The sequence below is a fragment of the Streptomyces cynarae genome (assembly GCF_025642135.1).
Taxonomy (GTDB): Bacteria; Actinomycetota; Actinomycetes; order Streptomycetales; family Streptomycetaceae; genus Streptomyces; species Streptomyces cynarae.
The window spans coordinates 8,459,953-8,483,225 of record NZ_CP106793.1; the positions used below are offsets into that span (position 1 = coordinate 8,459,953).

A 23,273-nucleotide genomic window follows, 5' to 3' on the forward strand; every position below is an offset into this window, starting at 1 on the left:
TTCGCTCCTCGGAGGTTCAGTTGTCGCTGGACGTCGCTTCCTGGTAGAGGTTCTGGACGCTCTGGCCGAAGGCGACGCTGTAGGAGACGTCGGCGGTGTCGCCGCCCTGCTCGTAGCCGCCGATGACTCCCATGACCGTGCCCGGGCTGTCGCCCGTGACCCAGGGGCTGCCGCTGGTGCCGCCGGTCATGCCGGTGCAGTAGATCTCGTTCTGGGTGCTGCTGAACGAGGAGATGTGATTGGTACAGGTCACCGGGTCCTGTGACGTCGCCGGGTAACCGGTGAGGGTGACACGACCGCCCGTACCCTCGCCGACGCCCAGGGTGTAGCCGCCGACCACCGACTGGATGGTGCGCCCGTCGAGTGGTGCGACCACGGCGAACGCCACATCGTCGTCCGGGCTGGAGTCGTCGGTCCACGCGGCGTCGACGACGATGCGCTGCAGATGCCACACACCGTAGGGGGCGACACCGTCGTGGTACGCGGGGACGAAGACGTCCGACGTGGAGCCGAGGCAGTGCGCGGCGGTCACGATCAGATCCTCGCCGGGGCTGTTCACCACGCTCGCTGTGCAGTGATGCGACCCGCTCAGACCGCTGCTGTCGAACAACGCCCCTACCTGCCGGGGCAGTTGGGGACCCGTGACCGTCCGTGAGACACCCGGGGGAGGCGCCTGGTGAGAGGGGGCCGCGGTGGCGTGCGGTGAAGACCCGGCGGGGGCGGCGGAGGGGGTCGGCGAAGTGGTCGCCTTCCGATCGGCGGGGGACGGCGGCTGGTGCCCCGCGCCGCTGGAACGCCGTGGTGAGGTCGCGGTCCTCTTGGCGTTCGCGGCGTTCGCGGCGTTCGCGGCATTCAGGCCGAGGATCTTGCCGGCGGCCGCGGCGCCGCTGGTACACCCCACAAGGCATGCGACGACACACCCCAGAATGAGCGCCGGTCTGCGATACCGGGCGCGTCCAGTGTGTCGCCTGCCGCCGTCCGCCGCGCCCTGCATCGTCATGCGCTCGTCCTCGCTTCCCTCGCCGTCTGCCCCCTGGTACCCCGACTTGCCGCTCATGTGCATGAGAATCGGGTCTCCCTGTGATGCCCGGATGGGAGACGGATGGGAATCGGATGAACTCGGGCGTGAGGCCGCCGATCTCGTCCCCGCGCAGGGGAGCCGATCGGGCCGGGTCAGGCGAGGGCGCCCTTCTCGCAGATCTGCCGGGCGACCTCACGCACTTTGATGTTCTTCTCCTGCGAGAAGCGGCGAAGCACGTCGAACGCCTGCTCCTCGGTGAGGTGGTGGCTGCCCATGAGGATGCCCATGGCTTCGCCGATCGTGTGGCGCGTGGCGATGGCCTGCTCCAACTGTGCGTGGCTGCGGGCGCTGGAGAAGGCGACCGCGGCGTGGGAGGCGAGCAGCCATCCGGCGGTCTCGCTGGCCTCGGTGAACGCGCCGGGCCGGCGGGAGTAGAAATCCAGTGCGCCGAGGTCCTCGTCCTCGGTGAACAGCAGGAAGCCCATGATGCTGCCCACCCCCAGCTCGCGCACCTGTGGGGCGTACGCGGGCCAGTGTGCATGCTCCTCGGTGAGGTCGGCGATGCGGAAGACCCTCTCCCCTTCGCGGGTGCGCGCGGCGTCGAAGCAGGGGCCTTCCTGGAGGCGTTCCTGAAGCTGGTCGCTGTGCAGAACCAGGTCGTCGGTGGGGGCCAGCGACAGCACCCGTTTGCCCTGCAGGAGCAGGATGCCGGCCGCGTCGCATCCCGCCACCAGCTCGATGGCCGAGGCGGTGATCCGCTCCAGGGTGGCGTCGACCGAGTCCTGAGCGAGCAGGTCGCGGGCCATGGAGGCCATCTGCTGCGCGAACGTACGCCAGTCCATACCGCCCTCCACGCTGTCGATGACTTCGGCGCGCCCCCGGCCGGCCGCGGATCCGGGTCGGACACCGCGGTGGCGAGCGTCAGCTCCGGGGGTGCCCGCTTCACGCCGTCCTCCCGCCACACTAGAGCGTCGGCCTGATAGATCGCCGTCTCCCCGGCGCGCCCACGGTTCGCGTCGCACCGGGCGGCCGGAGCGCTCTCCAGGCCTGCATCGGGGGCGATCTCCACGCGCCGGCACGCGCCGGTGACCGCATGCGCGTGATCATCGGGGAGTCAGAGGAACGGGACTGGCCGCGGCCGGGGAGGCGGCCACGCAGCTCGGCGTGTCACCTGGTGCCGTCGGCTCACCGGTCCGAGGCGGTGGCCGCTTCGGCGCGGCACCGGCCAGGTGGGGAGCGTGCCTGTCACGCGTCCAAGGCGGCGCGGAGGGTGGGGTGGAAGTCGATGAGGGAGTCAAGGCCGACCAGCTGCAGGACGCGCAGGACGGGCTGCCGAACGCCGGCCAGGCGCAGCCAGCCGCCCTCTCCGTGGGCCTGCTGGGCGGCGATGAGGGCGGTGATGCCGCCGGAGTCCAGGAAGGTCACGCCGCTGAGGTCCGCTACGGTCCGCGGCGCGGGGGTGCCGGAGGGAGGCGTCAGGGCCTGGCGGAGAGAGCTGACGGTGTTGTGGTCGATCTCGCCTTGCACCGTGACCACGGTGACTCCGTCGACGAGGGCGCTGGTGATCGACAGGCGGTTCGGTTCTGCCAGTTCGTCGGTGTCTGTCACACGTCCCTCGACAACGCTCGGTGATCTTCAAACCAGTGCTTCCCCGCAGATGCTGCCCCAAGATGCTACGGGGGATGCTCTCGAGGTGCCGCCACTTGGGTGCGGCAGGTCTGTACGGCTCGGGAGTGGGTATACGCGGCCGTGTGAACGGGGTAGCGAAGGTGATTCGGATGGAACCAGATGTCCTCGGGGAGGACCGGATAGCGCCACAGCGTGCGTATGTGCACATCACGGCCGCCTTGGAGGGCGATGGTGCCTGCATCGCCGAGGCCCGCCATCTGGCGGCTGACTTCCTCGCCCGGGCGGAGGCCGTCCATGGGGTGCCCGTGCCGGACCGCACGGTGGATCTGACGCAACTGGTGGTCAGCGAACTGGTCACCAATGCCCGCAAGTACGCGCCCGGTCCCGTGCTGCTGGAGGTGCGTATCGCCGACGGGGCGGTGGAGGTGGAGGTCTGGGACAGCGATCCGGTGCTGCCGGTGGCCCGGGCGGCCGACCCCGGCCGGGTGGGCCAGCACGGCTTGGAGATCGTGATGGCCGTCGTGCAGGGCTTCGAGGCACGACGGGAACCGGTCGGCAAGCGCATCACCGCCAGGATCGCCCTGCCTGACGAGCCGGTCGTCGACATCGTCGGACGTCGCGCCCGGTAGGCCCGAGCACCGCCCCGGCCTGCCCCAGATCGGACCGTCGGCCGGAGTGACGCCGCCAGAGCCCCCGGCCATGGCCCCGGCCGCCCCGCTGCTCAGTGGCCGCCGTACGTCCGCCCGCGGCTGTACACACTCCATGGCCGGTCGGGGGATTCCACCGACCAAGGTCCGACCACGCAGGGCAGCCGTCCCGCAGGCCCGGCGGTACGCCGCACGTTGTCGGACGCCGGGGAGGGGTACTCGGCACGGAACGGCGTCGGGAGGCGGGGGAGGACCACAGGCAGCGATACGGAGACGGAACCGCTCCGCGATTCCGTCGGACGGGGCGGTCATGACCAAGGCCACTGATGACGCGGTCGAAATCCATTTCATCGGCAACGCAACTGTCCTGCTCCGCTACGGGGAGCTGACCCTCCTGACGGACCCCAATTTCCTGCACCGCGGCGAGTACGCCTACCTCGGGTACGGGCTGGTGAGCCGCCGCCTCACCGAGCCGGCCCTCGATGCCGCCGCACTGCCGCGCCTCGATGCCGTGGTCCTCTCCCACCTCCACGGAGACCACTGGGATCGCAGGGCCCGCCGGCACCTCGACCGTTCCCTCCCCCTCGTCACCACCCCGCACGCCGCGCGCCGCCTCAGGACCGTGCACGGGTTCCGCCGGGCGGGAGGACTGCGGACCTGGCAGAGCTGTACGCTCCGGCGCGGTGACGACCAGGTGCGCATCACCGCGTTGCCCGGCCGGCACGCAGGCCACCCGGTGCTGCGCCGCCTGCTTCCGCCGGTGATGGGCAGCATGCTCGAATTCGGCCCCTCGCGCGGCCCTGTCCGGCTGCGGCTGTACGTATCGGGAGACACGCTCGTGTTCGACGGGCTCGACGCCATCGCCCAGCGCTTCCCGGCCGCCGATCTCGCCGTGCTGCACCTCGGCGGCACCCTCCTGCCGGGTGGCTTCCTGGTGACCATGGACGGCGCGCAGGGAGCCGAACTGGCCCGGCGGCTCCAGCCCCGCCTGCTCCTGCCCGTCCACTACGGCGACTACACGGTGATGCGCTCGCCGCTCGCGGACTTCCTCGCCGCGATCGCGCAGGCGGGGCTGGGTGATCGGCTCGTCCGCTGCCGTCATGGACAGCGAGCGCGGGTGAGCGCGGCGAAGGACGAGGCTCCTGCCGTCTTCTGACGCGGTGTCGTTCAGCGACCGGCCGGTGGCTGGATGTAGTCCTCCAGGCGCGCCACGGCGAATCCCTGCTCCTGGATGCGCTCGAGGAGATTGCGGAACATCTCCGTCATGCCGGCGCCCTTGAGCTCCTTCGGACCCCGGAAGTGGGTGAGGATGATGTCCCCGGGACGCAGCTTCTTGTCCGGCTCCTGGTACTGCATGTTCTTGATCTGCATGGACTCCCGCCACCAGACGATCGCCCGCGGTCCGCACTCACCCACCGCGATCCGGGTGTTGAGGTTGTACGCGCCGTAGGGCGGGCGGAACAGCAGGGGCGCGGTTCCGTACTGCTGGGTGAGGATCTTCTGGTTGCCGCAGACCTCTTCCTTCTGCCGGGCCGGCGGGAGGGTGTTCATCACCGGGTGGTGCAGGGTGTGGTTCTGTATGTGGTCACCCATCGCCTGCAGCGGCTTGAAGTACGCGTAGTCCGACTTTATGGCGTCGTTCGTCAGGAACATCGTGATCGGGACCTTCAGGTCCCGCATCATCTGTATGAACCTGGGGTCCTTCTCCTGGCCGTCGTCGACGGTGATGAAGACGACCTTCTGCGAGGTCGGTATGTGGGTGAAGACCGGGACGGTTCCGGTCGCGGAGAGTTTCACAGGTTTGTCGACCGGAGGCTTCGGGGTCGCGGGCAGCGGTGTCAGGCCCCACTTGTGCCAGGCGTCGGCGGCGGCGCGTGGCGAGCTGCTTGCGCTGCCGCCGGTGAGGGTGGGCTGCGACGAAGTGGGGGCCGCTCCGAGGCCCCTTGCGTCGCCCGCGCCGCAGCCTCCGACGGTCAGGGCCGCCACGACCGCTCCCGCCAGTGCCCCGTGGAACCTGCCCCGCCCGCCGCGCCGCTTCACTGCGCGTCCCCCCACACCTGCCGTGCCTTCACTGCCTGTCGCTGTGTATGAGTACCTGGCGGCACGAGCGGTTCCTTCAACGCCGGCGTTCGTCCGGAGACCGGCCGGGGCCGTTGGCCCGGCCTCGGCGCCTTTGGGAGGCGAGGACAGCCACTCGACCGGGGCTCAGCGAGCGAGCCGATCAGGGCGGCTCGGACGACCTCATGAGCGATGCCGGGGGAGGAGCCGGCCGCGCCTGACCGTCCCGTTCATGGGCGTTTCCCCAGGTCGGGGGGCGGCGACCATGGGGGCGGCTCCGGCGCGGACACGAGCGCGCGCTGTGGGCGGCGGCGGGAATGCGTGAGCGGGTCCGCTTGTTGCAGGAGACAGCTGACATGCCCGGGCCAAACGTCCGGGGTGTGAGCGAAAGGAGGACCTCATGGCACGCAGCAACGCGCGTCCCGTCGTCAGGCTGAAGTCGACAGCCGGGACCGGTGTCACCTACGTGACGCGCAAGAACCGTCTCAACGACCCCGACCGGCTCGTCCTGCGCAAGTACGACCCGGTGGTCGGCCGGCACGTCGACTTCCGCGAGGAACGCTGAACCACGCCTCCGCCCCCTGGGCGGTGGACCACGAGGAGGTACACCCCATGAGGCCCGACATCCACCCCGACTCCCGCCTGGTCGTCTTCCGCGACCGGGCCGCGAACGCCTCGTTCCTCATTCGCTCGACCGCGCACTCGGCCCGGACGACCGAATGGGAGGACGGCCGCATCTACCCGCTGATCGACGTGGAGATCTCGTCGGCCAGTCACCCGTTCTACACCGGCACCTCGCGCGTCGTGGACACCGCGGGCCGCGTCGAGCGTTTCGAGCGCCGGTACGGCCGCGCGGCGGCGGCCCGCCACTGACCGCGGCCGCGGTTCCGGTTCCGAGCAGAAGGAGAGACCCGTCATGAAGGTGCGCAAGTCCCTGCGCTCACTGAAGTCCAAGCCCGGCGCCCAGGTGGTCCGCCGACGCGGCGTGACCTTCGTCATCAACAAGAAGGACCCGCGCTTCAAGGCCCGCCAGGGCTGACCGCCTGCCACGGAGAGAACACGATCGGCCCGGCCCGCACCACGCGGGCCGGGCCGATGCGCGTTCCGGGCCGTCGCCCGGCCGCGCGCTGACGGATCCTCCGCGTCGACCGGATCAGCGCGCGCATTCCCAACCGCCGCCCGAGGTGCCCGGCTGATCCAGGGGCTCCGGGGTCCCCTGAACGCAGGCTCTCCATCCGTTACGGACGGGAATGGGCTGATTGGGGGAGCTCGGGCGGCACGGCGGTCCGGAGCGACTCGCACGGTGAGCGGCTTCTCCACTGGCCAGAGCGGGGTGGGAGCGGAGGCGGGTCCGCGGTCGTGGTTCCCGTGCGGGTCATTGGCACGTACAAGGGAGCGTTACGGATATGTCGGCGTTTTGTAACGCGAACGGTGTGGTTGATCTCGCGGCGATGAAGCCCGCCAGAGTGGCGGCCTCGGCACCCAGCCGGGATCTCGGATGCACACCCGCCCCGATCGGGGTGGGTGTGCGTGAACGCCAGAAGGGACAGCTCCATGTCTGTTTCTCGTACCGCTCTTCGGCTCCTCGCCGCGTGTGTGGCATCGGGCGCCCTCGTGGGAGCGGCCGCCCTGCCCGCCCTCGCCGACGGAGGCAGTCACGTCCGTGAGCAGGGGAGAAGTTACGCCCACAGCGACAGCCTCGACACCGTCCGCGACCACGACCACGACCGCGACCGCGGTTACAGGCACGGCCACGGCCACGGCCGTGATCACTTCCGCGGCTGGGACCGGGACTACGGCCGTCACCACGGCTGGTACGGCGACCGTCACCACGACCGCCGTCTGGGTGACTGGCTTCGCAACCACGGCCGGCACCACGGCTGGTACGGCGAGCGGCATCACGGTCACCACCCGCACCACCGCTAGGACCTGACGCCACCTGGGCCCGCGGGGGTGTGGTGGGCGACTCGCTCATCGACAGCCTGTGGGGCGGGCCCAGGCGGGGGACCGCGATCGAGACGGACCTGTGAGCCGAGGGAGAAGAGGGGCACCCGTGCGGTGACCTCGTGCCCGGGGGTCGGCGGCGGGTGTCGGTCGGGTGCAGTGACGGGAGTGATGGGACATGGCGGACGTCGACGCGTTCATGAGCCGGCTCAACCCCGAGATGTGCGTCGTCACGGCCGCGGCGGGCGGGGAGCGGTCGGGGTGTCTGGTCGGCTTCTCGTCGCAGTGCTCCATCCGGCCGGTGCGGTTCGTGGTGTGGCTGTCCAAGGCCAATCACACCTATGGGGTGGCCCGCGACGCGGAATGCCTCGCCGTCCATCTGCTGACCGGCGACCAGCACAAGCTGGCGGCTCTGTTCGGCGGGGAGACGGGCGACGAGGTCGACAAGTTCTCGCAGGTGCGCTGGACGTGGGGGCATGGCGGGGCGGTCGTCCTGGAGGACGCGGCGGCCTGGTTCGTCGGCACCGTCGAGCGAAGCGTCGACGGTGGCGATCACGTCGGCTTCGTCCTCGAACCAGTGCAGTGCGGTCGGCGGGCCGACGGCCCCTTGCTGCGGCTCGGCGACGCCCTCGACATCAGTCCAGGTCACCCGGCGGACTGACCGTCCCGGCCGTTCCGCCGACGAAAAAGTTGAGCCGACAGGTGTCAACTTCTCGGTCGGTGCGGTATATCGGAAGTGAAGAAGGAGAAGCGGAACAACAGGAGTACGCACGAAGGAGGGATACAGATGCTGATGCGGACGGATCCCTTCCGCGAGTTCGACCGGCTCGCCGAACGGGTCCTGGGCACGGCCGCCCGCCCCGCCGCCATGCCGATGGACGCCTGGCGCGAGGGTGACACGTTCTGTGTGGAACTGGATCTGCCGGGCGTGACACCGGAGTCGATCGACCTCGACGTGGAACGCAACGTCCTGACCGTGAAGGCCGAGCGCAAGCCGGCGTACGGCGAGGACAGCGAAATGGTGATCACCGAGCGGCCTGCGGGGACGTTCAGTCGGCAGCTGTTCCTCGGCGAGACCCTGGACATCGAGCGGATCGACGCCTCCTACGAGGCCGGCGTCCTGAAGCTGCGGATCCCGGTCGCCGACCAGGCGAAGCCCCGGAAGATCGCCGTCAGTGGCGGCGGTGAGCGCAGGGAGCTCAAGAGCTGATCCGAGGCGAACTCCCTTCGCCGGTCACAGCGGCAGGGTCCGGGCGGCGAGCCCGGACCCTGCCGTCATGCTCGTCACGCCCGCGGTCAGGTCAGTGCGCGCGCTGAGGCGCCGGGCCGTGTGTAAGCCTGTCGCGGGGTGAGAGGCCCGTGATCGCCTGTGCAGACGACGACGGCTTCCAGGGGTTCGCCGCAGTCGCGGTGGTGGACCTCCAGGGGCGGTCCCTCCGGGTCCGCCGTGTAGCGGTCGCCCCACTGTTTGAGCGCGATCATCACGGGCCACAGATCCCAGCCCTTGCGTGTGAGCCGGTATTCATGGCGGGTGCGGTGGCCCGGCTCGCGGTACGGGACGGTGTCCAGGATCCCGGCCGCGACCAGTTTGCGCAGCCGGTCCGACAGAACCGCATCGGACAGCCCCACGTGGCGGCGGAAGTCGTCGAAGCGGTGCACGCCGTTCATGGCGTCGCGCAACACCAGCATCGACCACTTCTCGCCGATCAGGTCCAGGGTGCGCTGCACCGTGCAGTTCTGGGGGCTCGTCTCCAGCCAGGTCATACGGCCATCGTAGGCTGGCTTCGTCATTGACAGCCAGGGTGGCGCTGGCTAACTTTCCGTTCTGAAGCCAGCACGGGGAAGGAAGCGCCCATGACGAGGTCACGCACGTTCGAGTGGAAGGACCCCAGCGTCTCCGCGGCCGCGGTCGGGCAGGAGAGCGGGCTCGACTTCCTTCGCAGCGTGCTCAGCGGGCGTCTGCCTGCCGCGCCCATCGCCGCGACCCTCGGCTTCACCCTGGAGGAGGTCGAGTTCGGCCGTGCCGTCTTCGCCCTGGAACCGGGGGAGGAGCACTACAACCCCATCGGCAGCGTCCACGGCGGCGTCTACGCCACCCTGCTCGACTCGGCCGCCGGTTGTGCCGTGCAGTCCGTCCTCCCGACAGGCATGGGCTACACCTCGCTCGACCTGAGCCTGAAATTCCTGCGCCCGATGACCGTCGACACCGGCAAGGTCCGCGCGGTCGGCACCGTCCTCAACCACGGCCGCCGTACGGCCCTCGCCCAGGCGGAGCTGCTCGACTCCGAGGACCGCCTGCTCGCCCACGCCACCAGCAGCTGCATGCTCTTTCCCGTCACCCGGAGTTAGAGCCTCGGCGGTCGGCAGGCGCACGGTGAGCGCGTCGCCGGAGGCACCGCCCGGGCGCTTCGTTTCGAGTGCGGCCCCTGGTGATCGCAGACGCCCCTCCGGGCCGATCAGGCCAGGGGCCGCACTCGTATGGCTTTGCCCGGGCGGACCCGTCACCCTGAAGGCGGGCGGACACCTCGTCGAGTGGAGGTGCGCGGGCACGTGCGTACACCTGGCCGAAGCCGGCTCCCTCCGGCCGCAGCGTGGCTGCGAGCCCGCGATCCCGACCTGGCCGCGACCCGCCGCGCCGGGCGTACCGCGATCGTCATGCCCGCGCTGTTCGCCCTGTGCGGCCAGGTGATCGGGTCGCCGACGATGGCTGCCTTCGCCGCGTTCGGCTCGTTCTCGATGCTGCTGCTCGTGGATTTCACCGGCCCGATGGTGCAGCGACTACGGGCGCACCTGGGTCTCGCGGTGGCCTGGGCGGTACTCGTCTGCCTGGGCACGCTCGTGGCGCACCAGATCTGGCTCGCGGTGACCACCATGGCGGTGATCGGTTTCCTGGTGCTGTTCGCCGGGGTGGTCAGTTCCGTTCTCGCCGGCACGTCGACCGCCCTGTTGCTGGCCTTCGTCCTCCCCGTGACCTCCCCGGTGCCGCTGTCGCAGCTGCCAGCCCGGCTCGCCGGAGCGGGTCTGGCAGCGGCCGCAGCCATGATCGCGGTCTGTCTTCTGTGGCCTCGTCCCACCACTGATCCGCTCTGCGCGCCCGCGGCCCGCGTGTGCCGCGCGGCGGCGGCGCAACTGCGCACTGACGCCTCTCTGCTGGCCGGCGGCCCCGGCGCGCCCAGCGGCACGAAGTGCCGGGCCGTCGCCGACGAGGCCGCGACCGCGGCGGCCGACCTGCGCGGTGTCTTCGACGCCACCCCCTACCGGCCCACAGGACTGTCCGTCGGCTCCCGTGCCGTCGTTCGCCTGGTCGACGAACTGACCTGGCTCAGCAGCATCCTGGCCGACAGCGCACCCCCGCTCGACGGCCGCCCGGCCTGCGACATCGACGCCCGTACCGTACGTCGTGCCGCCGCCGCGGTTCTGGACGAGGCGGCCGACCTGCTCGACACCCCGCGCAACGCTCCGGACGGGCTGCGCACCGCGGCCGGTGACCTGCGTGCGGCCATGGCCCGGATGGAGCGCAACGCCACTGCACGACTGCCCGTCCACCACGCGGGAGCCGGTACGCCCGCACAGGTGCACCCCGTCATCGGGGCCCTGGACCTGTCCTTCCGTGCGCAGGAGCTGGGCTTCGCGACGCTCCAGATCGCCGACAACGTCGACCTGGCCTCGGCCGCCGAGCGCCGCAGCTGGCCCGAGCGTCTGCTCGGCCGCGAGCCCGATGCCGTCGCCAGACCGCTCGTCGCGGCCCGGGAGCGGGCCGCCGCGCACCTTCAGCCGCAGTCCGTCTGGTTGCACAACAGCCTGCGGGGCGCGATCGGCCTGGGCATGGCGGTCGCTCTGGCGGACCTGATCAGCGTCCAGCACTCCTTCTGGGTGCTGCTGGGCACCTTGTCGGTGCTGCGTTCCAACGCCCTCAACACCGGTCAGAACGCGCTCCGCGCCGTCGGCGGCACGATCGCGGGATCGATCGTCGGGACCGGGCTGCTCCAGCTCATCGGACAGCACGGCACGGTGCTCTGGTTCTTGCTGCCGTTCGCCGTCCTCCTGGCCGGCATCGCCCCTTCGGTCATCTCGTTCGCCGCCGGTCAGGCTTCCTTCACCATCACCCTCGTCGTCCTGTTCAACATCGGCCAGAACCCCGACTGGCACATCGTGCTGCTGCGCATCGAGGACATCGCGATCGGCTGCGCCGTGAGCGTGCTGGTCGGCCTGTTCTTCTGGCCACGCGGCGCCGCGGCGGCCGTGGAGCGGGCCCTCGCCGAGGCGTACACGGACAGCGCCCGTTATCTGGCGGGCGCTGTGGAGTACGCCGTCGGCCGCTGCGGCGGCGGTGTCCCGTCGGCGGAGTTCGCGCTGCAGGAGGGGCGCGAGGCCGCCGCCGCGGCGCGACGGCTCGACGACGCCTTCCGCACCTACCTCGCCGAACGCGGGCAGAAGCCGGTGCCGCTCGCGGACATGACCACCCTGGTCACCGGCATCGTCGGACTGCGCCTCGCCGCGGACGCCGTTCTGGGGCTGTGGCAGCGTGCCGCACAACCGTACGGCGAAGCCGATCGGGCGCAGGCACGCCTCGTCCTCCTGAGCGCCGCCGGACGGGTCTCCGGCTGGTACCGGGACCTGGCCGCCGGTCTGGGCCGGGACGGCTCCGTCCGCGATCCGCTGCCGCGCAACCCCACGGCGGAAGCGCAGCTGGTCGATTCCCTGCGCCGCGACCTCAGCGACGAGCAGGGGCGGGCCACGGACACGGCCGTCCGCATCATCTGGACCGCCGACCACCTCGACGCCGCGCGCCGCCTGCAGCCGAGCCTGGCGGCAGCGGCGCGGCCGGGCAGCGCGTCCTGACCGAGGACGAGCCGTTCCGGCTCGATTCCGCGCTGCCGCCTTCGCCGAAAGCCGGTCCGTCCGGCAACCGTACCGGCTACAGTCGGCGGGCGGTCGGGTGTTGATCCGAGGGGGGACGGACGATGACCGGAAGCATGATGACGCGATGCCCGGCGCGGACCCGGGTCCTGACGTCCGGCCGGCGACTCCTCGCACTCGCCGTTCCGCGCGCCGTCGGACGCCGGCGGCTTCCGGCCCGGCAGGCCGCCCCCGGGTGTCCTCCTGTGGCGTTGCCCGGCCGGACATCCGTCCCTGCCAGTGAGGTGGTACCTCGATGAGCATCGTTGACCTCGCCGCGCTCGGCGAGTCCTTCACCCGCGACCCCTACTCCGTGTACGCCCGCTTACGGGACCAGGGCCCGGTGCACCGCATCCGGATGCCGGAAGGGGCCGCGGAGGCCTGGCTCGTCGTCGGATACGAGGCCGGACGCGCGGCGCTGGCGGACTCCCGGCTCTCCAAGGACTGGAGCAAAGCGTCCCCCTCTCTGCCGCTGGGAGCCGTCTCGTCCGGCCCCCACATGCTCAGGGCCGATCCGCCGGACCACACCCGGCTGCGCAAACTGGTCGCCCGCCAGTTCACCGCGCGCCGGGTCGAGGAACTCGCGCCGCGCATCCAGAAGACGACCGACGCGCTCCTGGACCGGATGCTCGCCGCCCCCGACGGGCGCGCCGACCTCGTCGAGGCACTGTCCTTCCCGCTGCCCATCTCCGTGATCTGCGAACTCCTCGGCGTTCCCGACCTGGACCGCGACTCCTTCAGGAGGTGGTCGAACGACGCGCTCGGCGCCACCGACCCCGAAGAGCGAACAGCCGCGGCGACCGCGATGGCGCGCTACTTGGCCGAGTTGGTGGAGGGCAAGCGGCACCAGCCCGGCGACGACCTCATGAGCGCGCTGATCCACGGCTCGGACGAGGACGGCGACAGGCTGTCCCGCGAGGAGCTTCTCGGCATGGCCTGGCTCCTGCTCGTCGCAGGCCACGAGACGACCGTGAACCTCGTCTCCAACGGCGTCCTCGCCCTCCTCACCCACCCCGAGCAGCTGGCCGCCCTGCGCGCCGACCTCTCCCTCATCGACACCGCGGTCGAGGAGATGCTGCGCTACGACGGCCCGGTGGAGACCCCCACTTACCGCTTCACGACCGAGCCGCTGACGATCGGCGACACAGCCATCCCCGGGGGCGGCGAACTCGTCCTCGTCGCCATGGCTGACGCCAACCGTGACCCCGCGCGCTTCCCCTCACCCGACCGCTTCGACATCTCCCGTGACGCCCGCGGCCATGTGGCGTTCGGCCATGGCATCCACTACTGCCTGGGGGCGCCGCTGGCCCGCCTGGAGGCGCGCATCGCCATCAGGACGCTGCTGGAACGCTGTGCCGACCTGGCCCTGGACATCCACCCGGCAGCGATCACCTGGCGCCCGGGGATGATGATCCGCGGTCCGCGAAGCCTGCCCGTGCGGTTCACCCGGTAGCCCACCGGCCACCGGGCACAGGACAAGGAGGGGAGCGGGGTCCCGGTCGCCCTGGGGGCCGCCGGTGTGACTCTTGTCATGGCCGACCTCTGTCGTACGGCGATGCGTAGTAGCGGCCCGCCGCCTTCTCATTTGGTGTTCATGTGCCGCCAAGCGGACATTCCTCACCGAGGCTGTGCGGCATTACCGATCATTCCTTCATCGCGGATTTTCCTTCTTTCCTCGCTCCTTTGACGTCGTCGCGGAGAATCGGGAATGCGCTGAGCGGGATTTACCGTGTGCGTCGACGCCTGGCAAGGGTCGCGTTTTCCTACGAGAAGGCTTAGTACTCCGCGCTCATTGCCCTTGTTGCTCCGCCTTCCGAGAATGACCGGGCCGCAGGGCGTCCCGGAATCTACTGCGCCGGCTCCCGTGCAGGTGGCCGGGGTTGGCGTTGTGTACAGCGCACGCCGCGTGGTTCCGCACGTGGAATTGTCGTGCGCAGTAAATGCCGGGGTGCTGCGAGAAGCGATGCCAATACCTAGTGAGGACGGTCGCGTGAGCAAGCACCGCAGGACATTGCACCACCGAAAGGCAGTCATAGCCGCCGTCGCCATCGCCGCCGTGGGCGTCCCGTCCGTCGCCATGGCCTGTGCGGACTCCTACAACGGACGCCCGAAGACGCACCGTTCACACCATCACTGGCGCAACAGCTCGGGCAGTGCCGCGAAATGGCACCGGGTGAAGGCGACCGGGAGTCCGGCGCCCCAGGTCAAGCCGAGCCCTTCGGCGACCACCGTCCCCACCACCCGGCCCACGGCTCCGAGTGCCCCGGCGTCCACCGCCCCCACCACCCGGCCCACGACTCCGAGTGCCCCGGCGTCCACCGCCCCCACCTCTGCCACGGCACGCGTCGTCGCGCTCGTCAACAGTGAGCGCGCCAAGGTGGGTTGTGCACCGCTGACCGTCAACTCGAAGCTGGCGAAGGCCGCTCAGGCACACAGCGCCGACATGGCCGCGCACCAGAACATGTCCCACACCGGCTCCGACGGCTCGTCCCCGGGTGACCGGATCACCAGCGCCGGATACTCCTGGAGCGCGTACGGCGAGAACATCGCCTACGGCTACAGCACCCCCGAGAGCGTCATGGCAGGCTGGATGGCCAGCCCCGGACACAAGCGGAACATTCTCGACTGCGGATTCAAGGAGATCGGCGTAGGCCTCGCCCAGCCCGGCTCCTACTGGACGCAGGACTTCGGCACCGCCGGCTGACCACGCCGCCTCGCCGACGACTCACCTGACTCGGCGGGGCGGTGGCGTTCCGCCCCCGCATACCCGGCCGCCCTGTGGGCCCGTGACACAAGGGCGGTCGGGCCATCACCACGCGGACGCAGGCGGCCCGTGCCCGGAGTGATCAGGACCGGGCGCCTGTCTCCACCACGTCCGGTGCGGTGTCCGGCGATGGCCGCGGCGTCCACTGCGACCGCAGCAGCAGTCGTACGCGGTGGAAGAGGAAGGCAGCCATCGGGAGTTCGACGAAGAGGGCGAGCGCGGTGGACGTCCAGACCGCGGACGTGCCCAGGGCGAGCGAGACATCGAACCATGCGTCGCACACCAGGAGAACGGCGGTCGCCAGGGCGGGCAACACCACGGCCCGGTGGCGGCGTATTCCGAGGACCGCTGTCGCCCCCAGTGCCGTGAGGAGCAGTATGTCGAAGCCGACCCAGGTCGTGCGCCATGCGTGAACACGGTAGTCGGACGGCAGGGTCACTCCCAGGATCACCGTCCAGGGAATCAGTCCCAGTGCCGACACCGCGAGCAACTCCAGCGTGTGGCGTCGGCGCCGCTCGAGCAGAGCGTCCCGGCCGGCCCGGCCCGCGAGCGCCGGGCGGACCGGTCTCGAGACGTCCTCGCAGGGGACGGTCTGCGCCGGGTCCTGTGTCGTCCGGCTCATCGGCGCGCCGCTTCCTCGGCGACGGCGGGCGAAGGTGCGGGGTACCAGGCCGCGAGGCGCCGCGTCGTGAGCCAGCCGAGACCGGCCAGGAACACGCCGAACACAGCCTCCGGAAGGTGCTGACTCACCAGCATCACCGCGGCAGCAGCGTCCAGCCCCATTGCGAGAAGGACGAACGCGGCGCGCCGCCAGGCCTGGCGCGGTGCGGTGGCTGCCACAGGACGGTCGGGCCGGCGGTGAAAGACGGCCGATGTGCTGTGGCTCATCGCGACCACCTCTCCTGACCCGTTCGGTCTTGGTCCATGTCAGCCTCCGGAGATCCGAGAGATGACAGGCACAACCGGAGGCATATCTCCTGTTATTCCCGCCGAGGCCTTCAGAGCTGCCCTTCACGGGGTGATGTGCGGCACACCGTCGGGCGGTTCACAGGGCGTTGAGCAGGATGACGTAGACACCGGTGCCGATGCCGACGCTGAGAATGGTGCGTCGGCCGAAGGCCAGATGGACGCCGATGGTGACGGCGACGGAGAGCAGGGCGTACCAGGCGCCGTGCGCGTCCTTGGTCATCGTGCCGTGCAGTGCGGTCACGGCGAGGATCAGCAGAATGCCCACCGGCATCCATGCCGACAACTGCCGCACCAGTGCCGAGCCACGCAGTCTGCCGAGCACCGCGAAGGGCACGGCCCGCAGGGCGAGGGTGATGGTGAAGACGATCGCCAGGACGGACATCAGGTACGAGGTGCTAGGCATCGGCGGCATCCTCGGCGGATCGGCGAGCGGTGAGTGCGTGACGGACCAGGAGCAGCCCGACGAACAGCAGCAGCGCCGTGAACATCGCCAGACCCGGGGTCAGGACGAGGGCGACGGTCACGCAGGCACCGGCGAGCAGGACCGAGGGGATCTCCCGCCGGGAGCGGAACGCGTCCAGGGTGAGCACGGTGAACAGGGCGCACAGGGCGAACTCGAGACCCTTGACCGGAGCGGGCAGGGCAGCACCGAGGGCGACGCCGGTCAGGCCGCCGCCGACCCAGTAGATCTCGCAGGCGATCTGCATCGCCAGCAGGCGCGGCGCCGAGCGCTGGGACCCCGGCAGGGAGGCGCTGACGGCGTAGGCCTCGTCGATCATGGCGTACACCGCGTACGCCTTGGCCGCCGGGTGCTTCACCAGGTGCAGCGGGAACGAGAAGGCGTAGAACACATGCCGGAAGTTGACCACCAGGACGGTCACCGCCACCGCGGGCAGCGGGGTGACGGCGGCCACCATGCCGACCAGCAGCAGTTCCAGTGAGCCGGCGAACGCGGACAGGGACAGGGCGGGAGTCAGCCACCAGGGCAGTCCTGCCTGGAGGATCAGCAGGCCGAGCGCGATGCCGAGGGGAAAGATCCCGAGGCCGGCCGAGAAGGAGTCGCGCACGCCTGCGGCGATCTGCCGGCTCCGGATCGCCGGTGCCGAAGGGGGATCGGGGGTGACGGGTATCTGGGGCAGTACGTCGGGCTGCACATGCCCATCGTCTCGTGAAACCCGCGCCATGTGGTTGCGAAGATTGCCCGGTGATCCCCTTTGCGTGCAATCTTTTCTCTATGGATGCGATCGACTGGGCAATCATTGCCGAGCTGGAGCGGGACGGTCGGCTGACCAATGTGGAGCTGGCGCAGCGGGTCGGCCTGACCACCGGCCCGTGCCTGCGGCGTGTTCAGCGGCTCGAGGCCGACGGCGTCATCCGGGGCTACCGGGCCTTGATCGACCCCGCCACCCGGGGCCGCTCCTTCGAGGTGCTCCTCGACCTCAGCCTGGAGGCGCAGGACGCGGAGACGGTGGAACACTTCGAGCGGACGCTGGCACAGGCCGAGGAGGTCCTGGAACTGCGCAGACTGTTCGGCAACCCCGACTATTTCGTGCGCGTGGCCGTCGCCGACCTCGCGGCGTACGAGACCTTCCTCAGCCGGCGGGTCATGACCATCCCGCGGGTCAAGAACGTCACCTCGCACTTCACGATGAAGACCGTCAAGCCCGGCCCGTAGGGCACCGGGCTCGACGTGCTGTCCGACATCCTGGGCCGCCTTCCCTCCGGCGCCGGATACGCCGCCGCGACCTCCCTTCAGACAGTCCTCACTCCGGGCGGCCCCGCCATCGCCCTGGCCTCCCTGATCGCGATCGGTGTCGCAGTGCCGTGGGTCGAGGACAGACGCGGCAGGCCGTACTGACCAGGGTGGGCACCGGGCGCCGACCGAGGGTCGAGAGGAGCACGACCCGTGGGTGCCTGGCGCAGGCACGTCGGCACGGGCTGACCGCGACGCTCACGCCCGTGCGTCGAGCTCGGGCGGCTGAACGGTGCCGTGAAGTGGACCGCTCACCACCGGATTGCCGCAGAACCGCGCGAGCGGGCCGCCGCCGATCGGCTGCCGACTCCTCGCTATGCGGACGCCACGACTTGGCCGGACATGACCTGGGGAGGGTTGGGGAACAGCGACGCGACGTTGTCCCGCACGAAGGCCGCCGCTTTATCGATCGATTCCGCGGCCCCCTCCTCGCTTTGGAAGACAGTGGTCGAGATCATGACTCCGTCTCCGGCGTCGACCCAGTAGTAGGCGAGGAGCCCCGGGATCTGGCGGATCAGCGGCACGAACTCCTCACTCACCCTGCGCCCTGCCTCGGCCGGATCGGTCACCCCTTCGTACCGTCTGATGGCTGCGTACACGCTGCTCTCCTCACGAGTCCGGGGCATCATCTGCTGTCCGCAGACGCCGTACCCCCGCCACCCCTGCTCCGCTCGCGAGCCGTTCGTCGATCACCGGAACGGGCCGACCCGTGGTCCGAATGGCGGCCTTCGCTGTCGCGGTTGCGCCTGACCGGCTCGTAGCCGCGCGATCAACGCAACTCCAGCAACACGGCGCGCTGGGCGGCCTGCCCGCCTTGGGCGCAGTGCCAGGCCGATGTGCGAGGACGGCGTCAGGCGTCGGCGTCTCGAAGGCCGACTGCGTCGTGCTGCCAGAACAGCTCCGAGTACACGAGCGTTCCCGTCATCCACTCCTCGTACGCCGGGAGTCTGAGCACCTGGAAGGCGGTGTCGGGGATACGCAGGGACGGCTTTCGGAAGCCGAGCTCTCCGCCGGGCACGAACCCGAAACGCGCGTAGTAGGCCGGGTCCCCTTCGAGGAAGACAAGGGGAACCGCCCGCTGCACGAGGATCCGCACACCGCTGCGGACCAACGCCGCCCCCACCCCCCTGCGCTGGTGACTGGGCCTCACGGCCAGCGGGCTGAGCACCTGTACGTCGACCAGGCGCCGTGGTGCATCGAGCAGGCTGCGGCTGAACAGGACGTGTCCGACCACCTGTCCCGCTTCTTCGGCGACCAACGACAACCCGCAGTCGGGGGTCAGCGTGTCCCGCAAGCCGTCCGTCAGCTCGCCCACGACAGCCCCGTGATCACCGAACGCCTCCAGATGGAGGTTCCGAACGGCTTCCCTGTCACCAGGCTGCTCTTCACGAAGATCCATAGCCCTTGAGAGTAGGAGACACCGTCCTCACCGGCGAGTGGGTTGACAGCAGGCCGAGGACATCATGCCTGCGCCCTCAACGGGACTCCGGTGAGCGTGTGACGGGCGCCGGCCCCGCGGGAAGGGCCGCCGGGGTACGGCGAAAGGCCTCGGCCACCACCGTGTTCGCGATGACGACGACCGCCATGGTCACTGCGGCAACGTGGTGCCCGACTCCGTAGACGGCTGCTGCGCCACCGCCCAGCACGACCGTCTTGACGACCAGAACGACCGGCAATCGCGGCCGCCACCGCGCCATCGGCGCAGCGAACAACGACCAAAGCACGATCGCCGACAGGGGCGTTCCCACCCCGAGCAGGACACGGCCGGCCCCGTCAGGCCCCACCGTGAATCCCCACCAACTCAGACATGCCGTCGCAGTGAGTTCGAGCAGGAACGCCAGCAACTCGTTGGCGGCGTACCACGGCCGCCCATCGATCAGCGTGATCGAGTCGTCTTCTCCTGACATGAAGTCCTCTCCGGGGGAGGGCGGCAGGACAGCATGGCACGCGCGAAGGGCGTCTCACAGCAGGCTGCCGAATCCCACGTACACCGTTGCCGCACCACAGTCCGGGAACAAGCGGCAGGGCCCGGGCGGCGAGCCCGGGCCCTGCCGCCACGCTCACCGACTCGGCCGGGAGCGGACGTTCGTCCGGCCGATGTCAGGAGCTTGTGAGGATGACGAGTTGCTGGGTCGCTCGGGTCATCGCGACATAGCGGTCGACCGCTCCCTCGACGCCCTCGCCGAAGCCCTCGGGGTCGATGAGGACGACCAGGTCGAACTCGAGCCCCTTCGCCAGCTCCGGCGTGAGCGACCGGACGCGGGACGTCTCCCGGAACGTAGGGTCGCCGATGACGCAGGCGATCCCGTCGGCATGCGCGACGAGCCAGGTGTCGAGGACCGAGCTCAGATCCGAAACCGACCCGTGTACGACGGGTAGGCCGTTGCTGCGGATGGAGGTCGGCACGTTGGCGTCCGGGAGCGCGGCCCGGATGACCGGCTCGGCCTCCGCCATGATCTCTTCCGGCGTCCGGTAGTTGATGCTCAGCGAGGCCAGGTTGATCCGGTCGAACCCGATACGCTCGAGCCGTTCCTGCCACGACTCCGCGAATCCGTGCCTGGCCTGGGCGCGGTCCCCGACGATGGTGAAGCTCCGGGACGGGCACCGGAGCAGCAGCATCTGCCACTCCGCGTCGGTCAGTTCCTGAGCCTCGTCCACGACGATGTGCGCGAACGGGCCCACGAGCAGGTCGGGTTCGGTCCGCGGCAGCGCGTCCTCGTCGACCAGGCTGTTCTGCAGGTCCTGCCCGGTCAGCATCGTCATCAGCATGCCCTGCCAGTCGTCATCGGTCCTGAGCAGGTTCTCGGTGACCTGGGCCCGGTACTCACGCTCGGCGGCGACCGCGGCCTCCCGTCGGCGCCTGTGCCGGGACGCCTCCGGGTCGCCGAGCCGCTGCCGTGCCGCGTCCAGGAGGGGCAGATCGGACACCGTCCAGGCCTGGGGGTCCGCGCGCTGCAGCTTGCGGACCTCTTCGGGACGGAGCCAGGGAGCGCACATCCGCAGGTAGGCCGGTACCGACCACAGGTCTCCGACGAGGTCAGCCGCTTCGAGCAGCGGCCACGCGCGGCCGAGGGCCGCGTTCAGCTCCTCGTCCTGTCGCAGTGCCCTGCGGAACAGGTCGGGCGAGACGTCGCCGTCGTACTTGTCCCTCAGGATCGCGACCAGCTTCTCCCAGACCTGGTCGCGCGCCTCGTTGTGCGGAGTGCCCGGCTCGGGCGCCTCGAAGGCCTCGGCCCAGTCGTCGGCGGTGAGCCGGATGTGGGACCAGTCGACCGTGACCGTGATCCCCTCGGCGGGCGGCTCCTCGTAGAACCGAACGGCCCGCTCGATCGCCCTCACCATGTCCGCGGACGACTTCAGGCGGGCCACCTCCGGGTCGGTCTCGACCCCTGCTCCCGCTCCCTCGGCGACGAGGTCCCGCAGGACGCAGGTCTGCACGCCCTCCTCGCCGAGGCTGGGCAGGACGTCGGAGACGTAGGCCAGATACGGCCGGTGCGGGCCGACGAACAGCACGCCGCCGCGTCGGTGACCGAGGCGGGGGTCGGAGTAGAGCAGGTGGGCGGTGCGGTGCAGAGCGACGACTGTCTTGCCCGTGCCCGGACCGCCGTCGACGACGAGGGCACCCCGGGATCCGGCCCGGATGACGGCGTCCTGGTCGGCCTGGATGGTGGCGAGCACGTCCCGCATCCGCTCGGACCGGTTGGTGCCCAGGCTGGCGATGAACGCGGACTGGTCGTCGAGTGCCGCATGCCCTTCGAGCCCGTCGGCGGTGAACACCTCGTCCCAGTAGTCGCTGATCCGGCCGCCGGTCCAGCGATACCGGCGGCGGCTGGCCAGGCCCATCGGGTCGGCGTGGGTCGCAGCGAAGAACGGCTCGGCCGCGGGGGAGCGCCAGTCGACCAGCAGCCGGCGGCCCTCGTTGTCGGTGAGGCCCAGTCGTCCGACGTACACGGGGTCGGGGTCGTCCGCGCGGACCATGTGCCCGAGGCACAGGTCCAAGCCGAAGCGGCGCAGGGTGCGCAGACGGCCGTTCAGCCGGTGGACCTCGATGTCCCGGTCCATCGCCTGCTGGCCGGTGCCGCCGGGCGCCTTGAGCTCGGCATCGAGACGGTCGGACAGTTCCGCGATCGTCAGCTCGAGGCTCTCCGCGATGGCCGCGAACTGCCGCTCGTCGCGGGCGATCAGCGCCGGATCGGCTTTGGGCGAGAGGCGGTCGGGAAGGTCGAACGCGCTGGTGGTCAGGGGGTTCACGTCATCAGCTCCGGTGTGGTTCGTCAATCGTCCTGCTCAGCCCGCCGCGTCGAGCAGGAGCTTCGCGGCCACCGTCGCTCCGTCGGTGCGGATCGTCCCGGCCACGGCGGCCGCTCGTGCGCGGGTCCCGGGGGCCAGAGCCGTCCTGAGCGCGGCCGAAAGGGACTCGAAGGTCGGAGTCGCACCGTCGTGCGCCGCGCCGATGCCCAGCTCGGCCACCCGGTCGGCCCAGTACGGCTGGTCCACGATCTGGGGTACGACCACTTGGGGCGCGCCGGCCCGGGTGGCCGTCGTCGTGGTGCCCGCGCCGCCGTGGTGGACGACGGCGGCCACCCGTGGGAACAGTGCCTGATGGTTGACCTCGCCGACGACGAAGCAGTCGTCCCGGTCGTCGATCAGGGCCAGGTCGGCCCAGCCGCTCCCGACGAGGACCCGGCGGCCCTGCGCGCGGACCGCCTCGATGGCCACCCGGGCGACGTCCGGCGAGCCGTGCATGCGCATGCTGCCGAAGCCCACGTACACCGGCGGTTCGCCGGCCTCCAGGAACGCCGACAGCTCGTCCGGCAACGGGCGTTCGTCCGGCAGGATCCACGCACCGGTCGGTACGACGTCCAGGTCCGTGAGGTCCAGCCGCGGCTCCAGGACCGGGTCCACCGCAAGCCACGGGCGGTCGGTGAAGACGTGGTCGCGGACGTCGGCCACCGGCGGCAGGCCGATCGAGGCCCGGTGGTTGTTGAGCGCCTCGCCGTACAGCGCGTTCACCTTCTCGGCGTCGAGGGCCCACAGCACCCGGTTGTCGGTCTCGCCCGGCGGGAACGGCTTGCCCGGCCGTCCCGGCGGCGGGTAGTGCGCCGACGGCAGCGAGAACGGATGGAAGCAGGCACAGACGTAGCCGATCCCGAGTTTCTCGGTCACCGACCGCGCGCCGGCCGGCATCAGGCCGGTCGCCAGCAGTGCGTCGCATCCCTCGGCCGCCTCGGCGACCGGGCCGAAGTGGGCGTCGACCAACTCGGCCGCGACCCGGAAGGCGTCCTCGGGCGTCGGCGGCTTCGTCCCGCTCACCAGCGCGCGCACCGACGGACCGAACGGCACGTGCTCCACACCAACACCGTCCAGCAGTTCGGCGAATTCCTCGTCCGGTGGCGCGCACACCAGCGCCTCGGCTCCGAGCTCCCGGAGTGCCACCGCGAGTGCCGCCACGGGTTCGACGTCTCCGCGCGACCCATAGCTCATCAAAAGAACACGCACTTCGTGATTCCCCCATTTCCGCAGCATCTGACCTTCGGCCGACGATTCTGCGGTACGACGGGGGCCTTGCCGCAAGCCCCCCAGTGCGCT

28 protein-coding genes are annotated in these 23,273 nt (G+C 70.5%); 14 read left to right on the forward strand and 14 right to left on the reverse strand.

Annotation, left to right across the window (positions count from 1 at the left end; all coding sequences use genetic code 11):
• Positions 1–16: 16 nt before the first annotated feature.
• The 3 genes from N8I84_RS38170 to N8I84_RS38180 form a co-directional block, all read right to left on the reverse strand.
• On the reverse strand, positions 17–1,063 hold the full coding sequence (locus N8I84_RS38170; protein ID WP_313884323.1) for a trypsin-like serine peptidase: 1,047 nt from the start codon (positions 1,061–1,063) through the stop codon (positions 17–19).
• Between the two features lie 110 nt (positions 1,064–1,173).
• Positions 1,174–1,863 (reverse strand): GAF and ANTAR domain-containing protein, encoded by a 690-nt coding sequence (locus N8I84_RS38175; protein WP_263234105.1) that lies wholly within the window; start codon positions 1,861–1,863, stop codon positions 1,174–1,176.
• Positions 1,864–2,266: 403 nt separating this feature from the next.
• Complete coding sequence (locus N8I84_RS38180) at positions 2,267–2,629, reverse strand: STAS domain-containing protein (protein WP_263234107.1); 363 nt, start codon at positions 2,627–2,629, stop codon at positions 2,267–2,269.
• Positions 2,630–2,799: 170 nt separating this feature from the next.
• On the opposite strand from N8I84_RS38180, the gene N8I84_RS38185 reads away from it, so the two are divergent.
• Together N8I84_RS38185 and N8I84_RS38190 are read left to right on the forward strand one after the other, a co-directional pair.
• Entirely contained in the window at positions 2,800–3,279 is a 480-nt protein-coding gene (locus N8I84_RS38185; RefSeq protein ID WP_263234109.1) for an ATP-binding protein, read from the forward strand.
• Between the two features lie 328 nt (positions 3,280–3,607).
• Complete coding sequence (locus tag N8I84_RS38190; protein ID WP_263234111.1) at positions 3,608–4,453, forward strand: MBL fold metallo-hydrolase; 846 nt, start codon at positions 3,608–3,610, stop codon at positions 4,451–4,453.
• 11 nt (positions 4,454–4,464) lie between these two features.
• Here N8I84_RS38190 and N8I84_RS38195 read toward each other — a convergent pair whose 3' ends face one another.
• On the reverse strand, positions 4,465–5,283 hold the full coding sequence (locus N8I84_RS38195; RefSeq protein ID WP_263234113.1) for a polysaccharide deacetylase family protein: 819 nt from the start codon (positions 5,281–5,283) through the stop codon (positions 4,465–4,467).
• Between the two features lie 472 nt (positions 5,284–5,755).
• Here N8I84_RS38195 and rpmG point away from each other — a divergent pair, with 472 nt between their 5' ends.
• The 6 genes from rpmG to N8I84_RS38225 all read left to right on the forward strand — a co-directional run bounded on the left by rpmG (position 5,756) and on the right by N8I84_RS38225 (position 8,509).
• The gene (gene rpmG / locus N8I84_RS38200) at positions 5,756–5,920 is read left to right on the forward strand and encodes a 50S ribosomal protein L33 (RefSeq protein ID WP_263234114.1); all 165 of its coding nucleotides are present in this window, start codon (positions 5,756–5,758) and stop codon (positions 5,918–5,920) included.
• Between the two features lie 47 nt (positions 5,921–5,967).
• Positions 5,968–6,228, forward strand: a complete 261-nt coding sequence (locus tag N8I84_RS38205) for a type B 50S ribosomal protein L31 (protein ID WP_263234116.1) — start codon at positions 5,968–5,970, stop codon at positions 6,226–6,228.
• A gap of 43 nt (positions 6,229–6,271) precedes the next feature.
• Positions 6,272–6,394: a type B 50S ribosomal protein L36 gene (gene ykgO / locus N8I84_RS38210; protein WP_028801377.1), complete on the forward strand. Its 123-nt coding sequence runs from the start codon at positions 6,272–6,274 to the stop codon at positions 6,392–6,394.
• A 515-nt stretch (positions 6,395–6,909) separates the two neighbouring features.
• Positions 6,910–7,281 (forward strand): hypothetical protein, encoded by a 372-nt coding sequence (locus tag N8I84_RS38215; protein ID WP_263234118.1) that lies wholly within the window; start codon positions 6,910–6,912, stop codon positions 7,279–7,281.
• 196 nt (positions 7,282–7,477) lie between these two features.
• Complete coding sequence (locus N8I84_RS38220) at positions 7,478–7,960, forward strand: flavin reductase family protein (protein ID WP_263234119.1); 483 nt, start codon at positions 7,478–7,480, stop codon at positions 7,958–7,960.
• Between the two features lie 126 nt (positions 7,961–8,086).
• Positions 8,087–8,509, forward strand: coding sequence for an Hsp20/alpha crystallin family protein (locus N8I84_RS38225; RefSeq protein WP_263234120.1), 423 nt, complete (start codon positions 8,087–8,089; stop codon positions 8,507–8,509).
• A gap of 86 nt (positions 8,510–8,595) precedes the next feature.
• Here N8I84_RS38225 and N8I84_RS38230 read toward each other — a convergent pair whose 3' ends face one another.
• The gene (locus N8I84_RS38230; protein WP_263234122.1) at positions 8,596–9,063 is read right to left on the reverse strand and encodes a winged helix-turn-helix transcriptional regulator; all 468 of its coding nucleotides are present in this window, start codon (positions 9,061–9,063) and stop codon (positions 8,596–8,598) included.
• A 90-nt stretch (positions 9,064–9,153) separates the two neighbouring features.
• Between N8I84_RS38230 and N8I84_RS38235 the strand changes: the two genes are divergently transcribed.
• From N8I84_RS38235 to N8I84_RS38250, 4 genes are all read left to right on the forward strand, one after another.
• Positions 9,154–9,648, forward strand: a complete 495-nt coding sequence (locus N8I84_RS38235; protein WP_263234124.1) for a PaaI family thioesterase — start codon at positions 9,154–9,156, stop codon at positions 9,646–9,648.
• Positions 9,649–9,849: 201 nt separating this feature from the next.
• On the forward strand, positions 9,850–12,141 hold the full coding sequence (locus N8I84_RS38240; protein ID WP_263234126.1) for an FUSC family protein: 2,292 nt from the start codon (positions 9,850–9,852) through the stop codon (positions 12,139–12,141).
• 313 nt (positions 12,142–12,454) lie between these two features.
• Positions 12,455–13,651 carry a cytochrome P450 family protein gene (locus tag N8I84_RS38245; protein WP_263234128.1) on the forward strand — a complete coding sequence of 399 codons (1,197 nt, stop codon included), beginning with the start codon at positions 12,455–12,457 and terminating at the stop codon, positions 13,649–13,651.
• A 537-nt stretch (positions 13,652–14,188) separates the two neighbouring features.
• Positions 14,189–14,902, forward strand: coding sequence for a CAP domain-containing protein (locus tag N8I84_RS38250; RefSeq protein ID WP_263234130.1), 714 nt, complete (start codon positions 14,189–14,191; stop codon positions 14,900–14,902).
• A gap of 142 nt (positions 14,903–15,044) precedes the next feature.
• Here N8I84_RS38250 and N8I84_RS38255 read toward each other — a convergent pair whose 3' ends face one another.
• The 4 genes from N8I84_RS38255 to N8I84_RS38270 form a co-directional block, all read right to left on the reverse strand.
• The gene (locus N8I84_RS38255) at positions 15,045–15,584 is read right to left on the reverse strand and encodes a hypothetical protein (RefSeq protein WP_263234131.1); all 540 of its coding nucleotides are present in this window, start codon (positions 15,582–15,584) and stop codon (positions 15,045–15,047) included.
• Entirely contained in the window at positions 15,581–15,850 is a 270-nt protein-coding gene (locus N8I84_RS38260) for a hypothetical protein (RefSeq protein ID WP_263234133.1), read from the reverse strand. The genes N8I84_RS38255 and N8I84_RS38260 overlap by 4 nt, the downstream gene beginning before the upstream one ends.
• Before the next feature lie 157 nt (positions 15,851–16,007).
• The gene (locus N8I84_RS38265; protein WP_263234134.1) at positions 16,008–16,334 is read right to left on the reverse strand and encodes a branched-chain amino acid transporter permease; all 327 of its coding nucleotides are present in this window, start codon (positions 16,332–16,334) and stop codon (positions 16,008–16,010) included.
• Positions 16,327–17,085: an AzlC family ABC transporter permease gene (locus N8I84_RS38270; protein WP_263234135.1), complete on the reverse strand. Its 759-nt coding sequence runs from the start codon at positions 17,083–17,085 to the stop codon at positions 16,327–16,329. The genes N8I84_RS38265 and N8I84_RS38270 overlap by 8 nt, the downstream gene beginning before the upstream one ends.
• A gap of 80 nt (positions 17,086–17,165) precedes the next feature.
• Here N8I84_RS38270 and N8I84_RS38275 point away from each other — a divergent pair, with 80 nt between their 5' ends.
• On the forward strand, positions 17,166–17,606 hold the full coding sequence (locus N8I84_RS38275; protein WP_263234136.1) for an Lrp/AsnC family transcriptional regulator: 441 nt from the start codon (positions 17,166–17,168) through the stop codon (positions 17,604–17,606).
• A 15-nt stretch (positions 17,607–17,621) separates the two neighbouring features.
• The gene (locus tag N8I84_RS38280; protein ID WP_263234137.1) at positions 17,622–17,789 is read left to right on the forward strand and encodes a hypothetical protein; all 168 of its coding nucleotides are present in this window, start codon (positions 17,622–17,624) and stop codon (positions 17,787–17,789) included.
• A 209-nt stretch (positions 17,790–17,998) separates the two neighbouring features.
• Here N8I84_RS38280 and N8I84_RS38285 read toward each other — a convergent pair whose 3' ends face one another.
• The 5 genes from N8I84_RS38285 to N8I84_RS38305 all read right to left on the reverse strand — a co-directional run bounded on the left by N8I84_RS38285 (position 17,999) and on the right by N8I84_RS38305 (position 23,183).
• Complete coding sequence (locus N8I84_RS38285) at positions 17,999–18,283, reverse strand: EthD domain-containing protein (protein ID WP_263234138.1); 285 nt, start codon at positions 18,281–18,283, stop codon at positions 17,999–18,001.
• Between the two features lie 251 nt (positions 18,284–18,534).
• On the reverse strand, positions 18,535–19,083 hold the full coding sequence (locus N8I84_RS38290) for a GNAT family N-acetyltransferase (RefSeq protein ID WP_263234139.1): 549 nt from the start codon (positions 19,081–19,083) through the stop codon (positions 18,535–18,537).
• 76 nt (positions 19,084–19,159) lie between these two features.
• Entirely contained in the window at positions 19,160–19,591 is a 432-nt protein-coding gene (locus tag N8I84_RS38295) for a YrdB family protein (protein WP_263234140.1), read from the reverse strand.
• Positions 19,592–19,784: 193 nt separating this feature from the next.
• Complete coding sequence (gene helR, locus N8I84_RS38300) at positions 19,785–21,935, reverse strand: RNA polymerase recycling motor ATPase HelR (RefSeq protein WP_263234141.1); 2,151 nt, start codon at positions 21,933–21,935, stop codon at positions 19,785–19,787.
• 36 nt (positions 21,936–21,971) lie between these two features.
• A complete protein-coding gene (locus N8I84_RS38305) occupies positions 21,972–23,183 on the reverse strand; it encodes a glycosyltransferase (RefSeq protein WP_263234142.1) in 1,212 nt (403 codons plus the stop codon).
• Between the last annotated feature and the right edge of the window lie 90 nt (positions 23,184–23,273).